The organism is Kitasatospora cystarginea (genome assembly GCF_039533515.1).
GTDB lineage: Bacteria > Actinomycetota > Actinomycetes > Streptomycetales > Streptomycetaceae > Kitasatospora > Kitasatospora cystarginea.
Genome location: NZ_BAAATR010000006.1, coordinates 220,499 through 232,598, shown reverse-complemented (window position 1 = coordinate 232,598; position 12,100 = coordinate 220,499). Strand labels below are relative to the sequence as shown.

Annotated in this window: 11 protein-coding genes; 10 read left to right on the top strand and 1 reads right to left on the bottom strand. The window is 75.4% G+C overall.

Annotated elements, in window-relative coordinates:
- The first annotated feature begins 23 nt into the window (after positions 1-23).
- The 10 genes from ABD369_RS09985 to ABD369_RS09940 all read left to right on the top strand — a co-directional run bounded on the left by ABD369_RS09985 (position 24) and on the right by ABD369_RS09940 (position 11,071).
- Complete coding sequence (locus ABD369_RS09985) at positions 24-878, top strand: SAF domain-containing protein (protein ID WP_344635922.1); 855 nt, start codon at positions 24-26, stop codon at positions 876-878.
- On the top strand, positions 878-2,029 hold the full coding sequence (locus ABD369_RS09980) for a CpaE-like family protein (protein ID WP_344635921.1): 1,152 nt from the start codon (positions 878-880) through the stop codon (positions 2,027-2,029). Before ABD369_RS09985 ends, ABD369_RS09980 begins: the two co-directional genes overlap by 1 nt.
- A complete protein-coding gene (locus ABD369_RS09975) occupies positions 2,019-3,623 on the top strand; it encodes a TadA family conjugal transfer-associated ATPase (protein WP_344635920.1) in 1,605 nt (534 codons plus the stop codon). The genes ABD369_RS09980 and ABD369_RS09975 overlap by 11 nt, the downstream gene beginning before the upstream one ends.
- The gene (locus ABD369_RS09970; RefSeq protein ID WP_344635919.1) at positions 3,623-4,570 is read left to right on the top strand and encodes a type II secretion system F family protein; all 948 of its coding nucleotides are present in this window, start codon (positions 3,623-3,625) and stop codon (positions 4,568-4,570) included. The genes ABD369_RS09975 and ABD369_RS09970 overlap by 1 nt, the downstream gene beginning before the upstream one ends.
- Positions 4,567-5,451 (top strand): hypothetical protein, encoded by an 885-nt coding sequence (locus ABD369_RS09965; RefSeq protein WP_344635918.1) that lies wholly within the window; start codon positions 4,567-4,569, stop codon positions 5,449-5,451. The genes ABD369_RS09970 and ABD369_RS09965 overlap by 4 nt, the downstream gene beginning before the upstream one ends.
- A gap of 32 nt (positions 5,452-5,483) precedes the next feature.
- Positions 5,484-5,756, top strand: a complete 273-nt coding sequence (locus ABD369_RS09960) for a hypothetical protein (RefSeq protein WP_344635917.1) — start codon at positions 5,484-5,486, stop codon at positions 5,754-5,756.
- Positions 5,757-5,974: 218 nt separating this feature from the next.
- Positions 5,975-6,337: a TadE/TadG family type IV pilus assembly protein gene (locus ABD369_RS09955; protein ID WP_344635916.1), complete on the top strand. Its 363-nt coding sequence runs from the start codon at positions 5,975-5,977 to the stop codon at positions 6,335-6,337.
- A complete protein-coding gene (locus ABD369_RS09950) occupies positions 6,334-6,762 on the top strand; it encodes a TadE family protein (protein WP_344635915.1) in 429 nt (142 codons plus the stop codon). Before ABD369_RS09955 ends, ABD369_RS09950 begins: the two co-directional genes overlap by 4 nt.
- 62 nt (positions 6,763-6,824) lie before the next feature.
- Positions 6,825-7,289 carry a hypothetical protein gene (locus ABD369_RS09945; protein ID WP_344635914.1) on the top strand — a complete coding sequence of 155 codons (465 nt, stop codon included), beginning with the start codon at positions 6,825-6,827 and terminating at the stop codon, positions 7,287-7,289.
- Positions 7,289-11,071 (top strand): LysM peptidoglycan-binding domain-containing protein, encoded by a 3,783-nt coding sequence (locus ABD369_RS09940; protein WP_344635913.1) that lies wholly within the window; start codon positions 7,289-7,291, stop codon positions 11,069-11,071. The genes ABD369_RS09945 and ABD369_RS09940 overlap by 1 nt, the downstream gene beginning before the upstream one ends.
- Positions 11,072-11,096: 25 nt before the next feature.
- On the opposite strand, the gene ABD369_RS09935 is transcribed toward ABD369_RS09940, so the two are convergent.
- Positions 11,097-11,747 carry a DUF4232 domain-containing protein gene (locus ABD369_RS09935; RefSeq protein WP_344635912.1) on the bottom strand — a complete coding sequence of 217 codons (651 nt, stop codon included), beginning with the start codon at positions 11,745-11,747 and terminating at the stop codon, positions 11,097-11,099.
- Between the last annotated feature and the right edge of the window lie 353 nt (positions 11,748-12,100).

Below are 12,100 nucleotides of genomic sequence, written 5' to 3'. Positions count from 1 at the left end.
CCCGTACGAAAGGCCGTAGTCCGGTGGAGAACCGAACCTTCGCGGCGCCGAGCCCCGGCACCGCCGCCCTCGTGCCCGAACCGGCGCGCGCGGTGCCGCACACGCCGCCGCGCACCCTGCGCGCCCGGCGGCGCAGGCCGGCCGTGCTCGCCATGGCGGTGGCGCTGATCGCAGCGGGCGGACTCGGCGGCGCGGTGCTCTACAACAGCACCGGCCAGCGGATCGCCGTACTGGCCCTGGCACATGACGTTCCGATGGGGCAGGCGCTGACCGCCGACGACGTGGTGGTCGCCAGGATCGCCGGGGACCCGGCGCTGCGCCCGCTGGACGCCAGGGATCGGGCGCGCACCATCGGGCTGCGCGCCACCACCGATCTGCGCAGGGGCGCGCTGCTGCTCAAGGCCGACGTCACCGCCGACCCGGCGGTGGAGCCCGGTCAGCAGATCGTCGGCGTGGCGGCCAAGCGCTCGCAGCTGCCCGCCACCAGGCTGGAGCCCGGTCTGCGGGTGCTGGTCGTCGCCACCGTGGACCAGGCGAACCAGGGCGGGACCACCCGGACCCCGGACACCCTGGCCGCCACCGTGGTCACGGTCGGCCGGGTGGACTCGGACGGCGGCCAGGTGGTCGACGTCGCCGTACCGCCCGCCGACGGGCCGCGGCTGGCCGCCTGGGTGGCCGGCGGCAAGTTCCAGGTCATCCTGGCGCCGCGGGCGGCCGCACCCGCCGCGCAGGCGCCGTCCGACGGCTCGTCCAACGGCTCGTCCAACGGCTCGTCCAACGGTCCGTCCACGGGCTCGTCCACCGGCCCGTCCGCAGCCCTGTCCGGCGCGCCGTCCACCGGCGGCACGGCACCGAACGCGGCCGGGGGTGGCAACTGATGGCCGTCGTCGCCGTGGCCGGCGGCCCCGGCGCGCCGGGCGCCACCACCGGTGCGCTCGCCCTGCTGCTGGCCTGGCCGCTGCAGCCCGGCCGGCGGATCATGCTGGTCGAGTGCGACCCGGACGGCGGTGCGGTGCTGGCCGGCGCGCTGGAGGGCCGGGTGGAGGCCGTGTACGGGCTGCGCAACCTCGCCGTCGCCGACCGGCGCGGACTGCTCGCCCAGAGCCTGTGGGAGCAGCTGATCGACCTCTCCCCGGCCGGCACCGGCGAGCGGCTGCTGCTGCCCGGACTGACCGACCCCGCGCAGGCGCCCGGCCTCGCCTACACCTGGGAACCGCTGGTCGAGATGCTGCACGGGCTGGAGCCGCAGGGCTACGACGTGATCCTGGACCTCGGCCGTTCCGGTGCGTCCGGGGCCGGAGCGGTGCTCGCCCGGCGGGCCGACGTGGTCGCCGTGACGATGCGCACCACCCTGCGCGGCCTGAGCGCCGCCCGCCCCCGGCTGGCGGCGCTGCGTGAGGATCTGGACACCTCCGGCACCGGAGCTGACGCGCTGGGACTGCTGCTGGTGGCCGAGGGCCCGTACCCGGAGACCGAAGTCTCCCGGCAGTTCGCGCTGCCCTCGCTCGGGCTGCTCCCGTACGCGCCGCGGATCGCGCGGGTGCTCTCCGACGGTGGTGACGCCACCGACCGGCGGTTCATCCGCTCGGAGCTGATGCGCACCGCCAGGTCGGCGGCCGACCGGATCCAGCAGCTGATCCGCCGTCGGCGCGCACGGCTCGCCCCGGCGCCCGCCCCGCTCGGCCCGACGGACCGGCCGACCCCACCGATGCAGCCCTTCCCGCTCGGGCAGTCGGCGCAGCCCGTTCCTCCCGGTCAGCCAGTGCAGCAGCCCTTCCCGCTCGCGCAGCCGGCGCAGCCCTTCCCGCCCGGGCAACCCGGCCAGTACGGCGGGCAGTTCCAGCCGGCCGGGCAGCCGCCGGCACCGGTCCAGGACCCGGCCGCCCCCGAAGCGCGCCCGGCGGCCTGCCTCGGGCCCGTCCCGGGGCCTGCGCCCGCACCGTACGTGCCGCAGCCGCCCGCCCCCGCGCCGTTCCAGCCGCAGCCCCCGCAGCAGTCGGCGTACGGGGAGGTGCTCCGTGCGCGGTAGCCCGCTGCACCAGAGCCCGGGCGGTGCGGTGGACCCGGCCGCGCTGCCCTGGACCGCCGCCACCGCCCAGCCGGTGACGACGCCTCCGCCCGTGGCGCGTCCCCCCGTGGTGCCTCAGCCCGTGGCGCCGAGCGCGGCGCCCGCCGGCCGGTTCACCCCCGGGCCGGTCCGCGGATCGGGCGCGCCCGCGCTGGAGCCGGTCGCCGCACGGCCCGCGATCGATCCGCAGGTCGCCCGCGAGCTCAAGCGCCAGGTCGCCGCCGAACTGCACCAGCAGCTCTCCCGGCTGGCCGACGGCTCGGGCCTGGAGGCGGACCGGGCGACCCGGCGCCAGCGCGGGCGTGCGCTGATCGAGGAGGCGGTCGCCCGCTGGTCCGACGCGTACGCCCAGACCCACGGCATCCCGCCGACCCGGGAGCAGGACCGGGCGCTCGCCGAGGCCGTCTACGACCTGCTGTTCCGGGCCGGCCGGCTGCAGCCCTACCTGGACGACCCCGAGATCGAGAACATCCTGATCAACGGCTGCGACGACGTCTGGGTCTCGAGGGTCCACCAACCCCTGCGCCAGGTGCCACCGGTGGCCGACACCGACGAGGAACTCGTCGAGCTGCTGCAGGACCTGGCCCGCCAGCACGGCGGCGGCGAGCGCAGCCTCTCCACCGCCAGCCCGACGCTGGCGCTGCGTCTGGAGGGCGGGATGCGCCTGCAGGCGATGACCGGGGTCACGCCGCGCCCGTACGTTGCGATCCGGCGCCACCGGGTGGCCTCCGCCACCCTCGCCGACCTGGTCCAACTCGGCACCCTGGACAACACTTTGGCCGCCTTCCTGGCCGCCGCGATCCGGGCCAGGAAGAACGTGATGATCACCGGCACCCAGGGCGTGGGCAAGACCAGCCTGCTGCGCGCGATGGCCGCCGAGATCCCGCCGGACGAGCGGATCGGCACCCTGGAGTCGGAGTTCGAGCTCTGGCTGCACACCCTCGGCCATCTGCGCCAGGTGGTCCCGATGGAGGCCCGCGAGGGCAACGGCGAGCGGGTGGACGGCCGGATCGCGGGCGAGCTGACCATCGGTGAACTGATCCCGGCCGCACTGCGGATGACGCTGTCGCGGATCATCGTCGGCGAGGTCCGCTCCGGCGAGGTGGTCCCGATGCTGCGGGTGATGACCAACGGCGAGGGCGGCTCGATGTGCACCCTGCACGCCCGCGGGCCGCACATGGTGGTGGACCGGATCGCCGAACTCTGCCTGGAGTACGGCGCACACATGACCGACAGCCTCGCCTACCGCCTCACCGCCAACGCCGTGGACCTGATCGTGCACGTCGCCATGGTCGACGAGACCGCCGTCGGCGGCCGCAGGCACCGCTTCGTCTCCCACGTCCTAGAGGTCACCGGCCTCGGCGAGAACGGCCGCCCCGCGATGAACACCGTCTTCGGACCCCGGCCCGAGCACGGCGAGCCCCGCGCCGTGCCGCACACCCCGCCCGCTTGCGTCGACGACCTGCGGCGGGCCGGCTTCGACGCCGCACTGCTCCAGAACCCCTACGGGAGTTGGGGCGCCCCGCTGGCGCTGCGGATCGGGGGCCTGCGGTGATGCTGCTCTTCGTCCTCTGCGGCCTGCTGGTGGCGGGCGGCGCGGTCGCACTGGTGGCCGGTCTGCTGGGCGGCGCTCCCGAGGAGGTGGACCGCAACCCGCTGGGCGGGCGGCTGCACACCTTCTGGTACGGCGCGCCGGGCAGCCCGAGCGCCCAGGTCGCCAGGCTGCGCCGGATCCAGACCGCACTCTCCCTGATCGGCGCGCCGTGCGCCTGGCTGTTCACCGGGATCCCGCTCACCGCCCTGCTGGTGCCGCTCGCCGTCTTCGGCCTGCCCTGGCTCTTCGACGCCACCCGCTCGGACACCCGCCGGATCGAGCGGCTGGAGGCGCTCTCCGAGTGGACCCAGCGGCTGGCCGACGTGCTGCTGCTCGGGGTCGGGCTGAACCAGGCGATCCTGACCAGCCGTCGTACCGCGCCGCCCGCCCTGGAGAGCGAGATCGCCGAGCTGGCGGCCCGGCTGCAGTCCCGATGGCGTCCGGAGGACGCGCTGCGGGCCTTCGCCGACAGCCTCGCCGACGCCACCGCCGACAAGGTGCTGGCCGCGCTGGTGCTGCGCTCCGGGGACAGCGGCCCGGGGCTGGCCCGGGCGCTGGCCGACCTGGCCGAGTCGGTCCGCGAGGAGGTCCGCCAGCGGCGGGCGATCGAGGCGGACCGGGCCAAGCACCGCACCACCATCCGCTGGCTGGTCGCCATCATCGTGGGCGTCCTGGCGGCCGGCTCCTTCAACACCGACTACACCGCGCCGTACGGGACCTTCGTCGGCCAGCTGGTGCTCGGGGTGGTCTCGGCCGTCTTCGTCCTGGTGATCGGCTGGATGCGTTCGCTCGCCCGGCACACCCCGCCGCCCCGCCTGCTGGAGGCGGACCGGCGCAGCAAGGCGGGCCGACTGCCCGGCGGCGAACCCGAGGAGCTCGCCGACCCGTTGTTGAAGGAGGCACGGTGATCTCGCCCTGGGCCGTCCTCGCCGGTGCCGCGGCGGCCGGCGGCATCGCCCTGCTCGTCGCCGAACTCCGGCCCGCCCCACCGGATCTGGGGCAGGCCCTGGACCGGCTGCACCGGGTGCCGGCCGAGCAGGCGGTGCGCGGCGAGGACCAGCGCTCCTGGTACGACCGGGTCGGTGAGCGCTCGCTCGGCCTGCCCGGCACCCGGATCCCGCGCCAGCAACTGGCGCTGATCGGCCGCACGCCGGCCCGCTTCATGGCGCACAAGCTGCTGTTCGCGCTGATCGGGCTGCTGCTGCCCGGGTACTTCTCGGCGATGGCGCTGGTGCTCGGGATCGACCTGCCGGTGGCCGCGCCGCTGCTGCTCGGCCCGGCGCTCGCACTGCTCGGCTGGTTGGTGCCGGACGCCATCGTGGCGGGTGAGGCCAAGGAGGCCAGGACCGAGTACCTGCACGGCCTGGTCGCCTACCTGGAGCTGGTCGCCCTGGAGCGGGCCGCCGACTGCGGCCCCGCCGAGGCGCTGCGGCGGGCCGCCGCGGTGGGCCGGGGCACCGTCTTCCGCCGGATCCGGGACGCGCTGGAGCGCGCCACCACCGACCGACTGCCGCCCTGGGAGGGGCTGGACGCGCTCGCGGTCGAACTCGGCCTCACCGCCATGCAGGACGTCGCCGACATCATGCGCATCTCGGGCACCGACGGCGCCGCCGTGTACGACACCCTGCGCGCCCGGGCGAAGAGCCTGCGCGGCGAACTGCTGGCGGAGGAACTGGCCGCCGCCAACACCGACAGCGAACGGATGGTCGCGCCCGGCTCGGTGCTCACCCTGCTGATGACGGCGCTGATCGTCTTCCCCGCCCTCTACCAGATGCTCAACGTTGTCTAGCCGCCCGCCACTTCCCTGGGAGACCAGCGACCATGAACCGAATCCGGAACCTACTCGCGGCACTGCTGCTGCCCATGCTGCTGCCGGTGCAACTCGCCATGTCCGTGCTCGTCCACTACCGGCTGGGCCGGGCCCGCGCCGCCCGCGCGGCCGGCGACCGGGGAGCGATCACCATCGAACTGGCCCTGGCGGTGGTCGGGTTGGTGGTGGTCGCGGGGATCATCGTGGGCGTGCTCTACAGCCTCGCCGGGAAGGTCAAGAACAAGGTCAACGACACCCCGATCGATGTGCCGAACCCGACGTGACTTCTCACTCGCCTCCGGGCGCTCCGACCCGGCGCCGACAGTCTCCCCCAGCCTTGTCGGCTGGGAGGTGCCCCCTGCTCCCGCACTCCCTCCTCCGTCGGTCGCTTCCTCGCTCCTCCCTCACGGCACCGGCACGCCGCCCCCAGCCTCCGGCCGGGGGGACCCCCTCGGTTCGCAAGGCCCCGCCTGGGCGCCGTACTCGCTCCGACCTGGGGGCGATGACGCTCAGCCTGGCCATCGTCTTCCCCGCGGTGCTGGCGACGGTGGTGCTCGTGGTGCAGGCCGCCCTGTGGTGGTACGCGAGCCAGGCCGCGCTCACCGCCGCCAGGGAGGGCGCGGAGGCGGGCCGGATCACGGGGGGTACGCCGACCCTGGCCGTCCGGCGGGCCACGGACTTCCTGGACCGGCAGGGCGCGCTGGCCGAGCCGGTGGAGGTGGTCCCCGGCGGGGACGCGCAGATGTTCAGCCTGCGCGTCTCCGTCCGGGCGCAGAGCCTGCTGCCCGGGATGTCCGGGATGACCATCGACCGCCAGGTCACCGCCCCGCGGGAGAAGTTCGTCCCGCAGGGGGGCCGGCCGTGAGCCGGGGAACGGACCGGGGGAGCGTCGCGGTCGAGGCGGCCCTGATCATCCCAGCGGTGGTGCTCTTCGTGATGATCGCCGTGGTGGCCGGGCGTATTCAGACCACCGGCGGGGTAGTGGATGCGGCAGCGCGTTCCGGCGCCCGCGCGGCCTCGCTCGCCCGGAGCCCCGAGGGCGCGCGGCAGGCGGCGCAGGACGCGGCACAGGAGGTGTTCCGGGACCAGCGGGTGCCGTGTAGCGACGCCGAAACAGCCCCGGTCGAGTACGGCACGATCGACACTCCGACGGGCCAACTCACCACCGTGAGCGTGACGGTGAGCTGCAAGGTCGCGCTGGACTACCTGTCGTTCGGGGGAGTGCCGGGCAGCCGGACGATGACCGGCCGGTTCACCTCGGTGATCGACCGGTACCGGGGCACCGACTGACCGGGCTCCGGTCGGCAGGGAGCAGGTGCCGGGTTCAACCACCGGATGGGGGAGGGGAATTGATGCCACGCCGTAGCGGACGTGGGAGGGGAGCGGCGCCGGACGCCGGTGCGGTCTCCACCTTTGTGGCGATCTGCGCCGCCGGACTGGTCGTGGTGATCGGCATAGTGCTCGACTGCGGCGGACGGCTGCGCGAGATCGAGAACACCGACGCCCGCGCTCAGGAGGCCGCCCGCGTGGTCGGCCAGCAGCTCGACCAGGCGGCGGTGCTGCGCGGCGACGGCTACCCGGTGATCGGCGCCCGCGAGCACGACCTCGACGTGGCCACCCGTGCCGCGGACGCGTACCTCGACCAGTACCACCTGAGCGCCGACGTCACCTTCAAGGACGACCACACCGTCCAGGTGAGCATCGACACCACGTACCGCACCGCGCTGCTCGGTGCGATCAACGTCAACACCCTCCCGGTGCACGGCCAAGGCACGGCCACCCTGGTGCACGGGGTCACGGAAGCGGAGAACGGCTGATGGCCGCGCCACGAGCCAGGCACCACGCCCACGGCACCCCTACCGACTCGCCCGCGCACCGCGGCGCCCCGGGTGCACCCGGAGCAGACCGGCGGCGGCCGGTGCCGCTGCGCGCCGCCGGCCCCGGCCGGAGCGCCGGTTCGGTGGCCGCCGCGCTCGGTTCGCTGATCACGCTGCTCGGGCTGCTGGCGGGCCTGCCCGCGCTGCTGCTCTACGGCACCCTGGCGGTCGCCGGGATGGGCGAGGTGGCGAGCGGCGGGTTCGTCTCGATGCTCACCGGCCCGGACGACGGGCGGCTGTTCCTCTGGGCGCTGGTCGTCATCGGCTGGGCCGCCTGGCTGTGCTTCGCGTTCTCCGTGCTGCTGGAGATCCCGGCCCAGCTGCGCGGCCGGATCGCCCGCCGGATCCCCGCCTTCGGCTGGAGCCAGCGGCTGGCGGCCGGACTGGTCGGCTCGGTCCTGGCCGTACTGCCGGTCGCCGGCGGCGCCTTCGCGGCCACCCCGGAGAAGGCTCCGGCGGCCCTCGCCCCGGCGCAGTTGACCGCCCGCGCCCCGTACGCGGCGCTGCCCGCCGCCCCCGTCGCACCGGCGCTCGCGCCCGCCGCCGAGCAGCATCCGACCTACACCGTCAGGGACACCCGGCCGGCGGACAGCCTCTGGTCCATCGCCGAGCGCCAACTCGGCTCCGGTGAACGATGGGTGGAGATCGCGAAGCTCAACGACCACCGGGTGATGGACGATTCGGGTGCCCGCTTCGACGCAGACCGGCCGATCCAGCCCGGCTGGAAGCTCTTCATGCCGAACGACGCCAAACCGGACGGGAGTTCGGCGACGTCCGGCTCGCCGCAGGGCGGCACCGTCCCAGTGACGCCGCCCGCGAGCACGTGGCGTTCCAGCGTCACCGTGCGGTCCGGCGACACGCTCTCGGCCATCGCCGAACGGGAACTGGGCGCCGCGGATGCCTGGCCGAAGCTCTTCGAGGCGAACAAGGGCATCAGCGCGCCCGACGGGGAACGGCTGACCGATCCCGACGTCCTGGTCCCGGGCATGGTGCTCGCCGTCCCCGGTGCGCAGGCCCAGCCGCAGCCGCCGGCCCAGTCCCCGACCCCCGCGCCCGGTACCGGCGGCGCGACCTCGTCCGCCCCGGCCCCCGGCACCCCGAGCGCCACCCCGAGCCCGGCCCCGGCCGGCGCGCGCCCGTCCGTACCCGCCGGGCACAAGCCGCCCACCGCGAAACCGGCTCCGGCCGCGAAGGCGGCGGCGCCCAGCGACGACTACAGCGTGGCACTCGCCGCCTCCACGGTCGGCGTCCTGCTCGCGGCGGTGATGATCGGAACGGTGTCCCGCCGCCGGGGCGACCAGCAGTGCACCCGCCGCCCCCGGCACCGGATCGCCCTACCGGCCGCGCCCGCGGCCGAGTTCGAGGCCGAACTGAAGGTGCGCCAGAACGACACCGCCCTCGACCTGCTGAACCGGGCACTGCGCACACTGGCCCGCAACACCGTGCGCGGCAGCAAGCGCCTGCCCGCCCTGGCCGCGGTCCGGGTGACCCCGGGGCGTACCGTCGAACTGCACCTCGGCGCCCCCGCCGCGCCGGTCGCGCCCTTCCGGGCGGCCCACGCGCCGAACGTCTGGTGGTGCCCCGAGGACTCCACGGAACTGCTGTCCGCCGCGCAGGCGGCCAAGACCGCGGCGCCCTACCCGGCCCTGGTCACCCTGGGCACCGCGCCCGACGGGGCCGTGGTGCTCGCCGACCTGGAGACCGTACGGCTGATGCACCTGTCCGGGCACCCGGATGACGCGCGGGACGTACTGCGCACGCTGGCGGTCGAGTTGGCGCACAGCCCGCTCGCCGACCGGCTGCACCTGCACTTGGTGGGGCTCGCCGAGGACCTGCCGCTCACCGGTACGGCGGCGGACCGGGTGCACCGCTACGACAGCCTGGAGGCGGCGATCAGCGCGCTCGGCCCGCGGACGGTCAAGGCCAGGGCCACCCTGGTGGCCGCCGACGCGGCCAGTCCGCGGGACGCCCGCGGCCGGGGCCACGCGGACGAGTCCTGGGTGCCCGAGATCGTGCTCTCCGCCCAGCCGCCCGGCGGAAACCTGCCCGCCGAACTGGGACGCCTGCTCGACGGCACCCCCCGCACCTGCCTCGCCGTGGTCACCCGCGCGCCCGAACGCGGCAGCGGTCCGGTCGCCCGCTGGACCCTACCCAGCAGCGGCACCGCCACCATCCCGGGACTGCACCTCACCGTCGAACTCCAGAAGCTCGACCCGCAGCAGTACGGCCACATCGGCGAGCTGCTGCGGGCCGCATCCGATACCACCCAGCACCCCGCTCCCGACTGGACCCTGGACGGCCCGGGCGGTGACCGCGACGCGGAGGAGATCCCGTTGCCGCCCGTGCCGGTGCTGGCCGGGGTAGGCGCCCCGCTGGGCGCGCCCCTGGCGCTGCCGGCGGACCTGACCGGGGCGCAGCTGGTGAGCCGGATGATCGGCACCGGAGCCAGCCCGTTCGCGGGTACCGACCCGACCGTGACCCTGGCCCCGCGCCTCGCCGGGCCCGCCGCTCCGGCCGGCGCCGACACCGCTGCCGCTGCCGCCGCCGGCGTCGAGGAGGTCCAGGCGGGACCGGTCGCCCCGCCGCGGCCGCCGTCCCGGCACAGCGCCAACAGCCGCGGACTGCGCAGCAAGGGCCCGGCGCCCGCCGGCCCGCCCGTGCTGACGAAGTCCGGCACTCCGTCCACCGCCGAACCGCCGGCGGCCGCCACGCCCGAGCCGGACCGCCCCGGCGCCCCGGCGGCGCCCCCCGAGCCCGCGCCGATGCACGACCCGGCTCCCCCGGCGGACGCCTTCGCCGACCCGGCCGGGCAGGCGCGCCCGGCCCCGGCGGGCGTGGTGCACGCGGTCACGCCGGTGCACCCGGTACCGCCGGTGCCCAGCTCCACCCGCAGCGACAGCGACGACCTGCTGGCCATTCTGCGCTCCCCGGAGGCGCACGCCGCCCGTACCGCACCCCGGATCCGGCTGCTCGGCCCGGTGGACGTGCTGTGCGCGGTCGGGCCCGCCGAGCCCTCGGTGCTCTCCCGGCTGACCGAACTGGCCGCCCTGCTGGTGCTGCGCCCGGGCCTCGAACACGGCGAACTCGACCGGGCCCTGCACCCGGGCGCCGCGCACCTGGCCCCCGGATCGCACGGCGCGGGGCCGGCGGCCGACCGGGCCGCCACCCCGCTGCAGGCCAAACTCGCCGAACTGGCGGCCTGGTTCGGCACCTCGGCCGAGGGCCGGGCCTTCCTCCACCTGGACACCCCGGACGGCTACGCCTTCGCCCCGACCGTGACCTGCGACTGGGACGAGTTCCGCAGCCTGTACCGGCGCGGCATGCGCAGCACCAGCAGCACCGCCGACGCCGCGCTGGCACACGCGCTCGCCCTGGTCCGCGGCGCTCCGTTCGCCGAGGCCCCGACCACCGCCTACACCTGGGCCGAGGCCGAACGCCAGGACATGATCGCCGCGATCGTCGACACCGCCCACGAACTCGCCGCCCGCCGCCTGCAGTACGGCGACCACCGCAGCGCCGAGGCCGCCATCTTCCGCGGCCTCGCCGTCGCCCCGGACGTCGAACTGCTGCACCGCGACCTCTTCTACACCTACGCCTCCGCCGGAGCCCGCGACCAACTGGTCCGCGCGGTCAACCGGCTTGACGCCCTCAGCCGCCGGACCGGCCGCGACCTGGACGCCGACACGGTCGCCCTGCTCCGTGACCTGCTCGCGGGCAACTGACGGCGAGGCACCGCCCGACGGCAACTCACCGGGAAGACGGGGACCAGGCGCTGATCCCCAGTTTCCCGGTGGTGCCGAGGTCGAGGAAGGCCGGCACGCTCTGCGCCGGATCCCCGGGGCGGGGTGTGACGGACAGGTAACTGCCGTTGACAGGGGCGTCGTTGCCGTCGGTCACGGTGTTCCGCCAGACCAGCCCGAACCGCGCGCTCTCGCCCGGCTGCAGGCTCAGCGGCGCGGGACCGGCGTCGAAGCGGTCGATGACGGCGATGTCGGAGGTGCCGTGCCCGACCGCGATGTCGAGCGGTTCCCGGTTCTCGTCCAGTACGCGGACGGCCGGGTAGCCGTTCAGGGCGTACGGCCGGTTGCCGCAGTTGACCAACTCGACGGTCAGGACGCGCAGTCCCATCGCCGCGTCGGCCTCCCCGGCCCGGAGGTCGACTCCCGAAGCGGGGCAGGGAACCGAGCTGCCCGGGGAGTTGCTCGGAACGGCATCGGAAGGAGCGGGATCGAGTGCGACGGCGCGTGCGGCGGTGGGTGTGACGGCGTGCGCTGCGGCGCCCGGCCCGGACTCGGTCGCCGGCCGCGTGCCGCAGGCGGTGAGCAGTAAGCTCGCCGAGAGCAGCAGGCCCGTGCCGGCGAGCGGCATCCAACGGTGTCCGGCAGTGGTCGTCTTCATTCACGCATCCTGCCACAGCTCTTGACCGGTGCTTTGCCGTATCGAGGCGGCGGACCGCGATCGAGACCGGGTTCCTGACGGTGTGCAAGGTGGGTGGTCGCCGCCGCCCCTCCACCGCCGCCACCTTTCGACACCGCCTCCCCTTCGCCGCCGTCGGCCGTAGCCGCCCGGTGGCAGGCGGGCTCCGGCATCCGGTACGTCGGGCCGGCGCGCGGCAACGGCGGGGGTACCGACCGGCGGCCACGCGATCGAGGGACCGGCCTGGCTCGCCCGAGGCATCACACCGTAAGGTTGCGTGGTCGCGCGTGGTGAAGGACACCACGGTAGGAAAGAAGGACCCCGCGGAAGTAGCG

Bases quoted from the DNA above. Each gene is read 5' to 3' on its own strand.
- ABD369_RS09980 (WP_344635921.1), top strand. From the start codon at position 878: ATGGCCGTCGTCGCCGTGGCCGGCGGCCCCGGCGCGCCGGGCGCCACC.
- ABD369_RS09970 (WP_344635919.1), top strand. From the start codon at position 3,623: ATGCTGCTCTTCGTCCTCTGCGGCCTGCTGGTGGCGGGCGGCGCGGTC.
- ABD369_RS09960 (WP_344635917.1), top strand. From the start codon at position 5,484: ATGAACCGAATCCGGAACCTACTCGCGGCACTGCTGCTGCCCATGCTG.
- ABD369_RS09955 (WP_344635916.1), top strand. From the start codon at position 5,975: ATGACGCTCAGCCTGGCCATCGTCTTCCCCGCGGTGCTGGCGACGGTG.
- ABD369_RS09945 (WP_344635914.1), top strand. From the start codon at position 6,825: ATGCCACGCCGTAGCGGACGTGGGAGGGGAGCGGCGCCGGACGCCGGT.
- ABD369_RS09940 (WP_344635913.1), top strand. From the start codon at position 7,289: ATGGCCGCGCCACGAGCCAGGCACCACGCCCACGGCACCCCTACCGAC.
- ABD369_RS09935 (WP_344635912.1), bottom strand. From the start codon at position 11,747: ATGAAGACGACCACTGCCGGACACCGTTGGATGCCGCTCGCCGGCACG.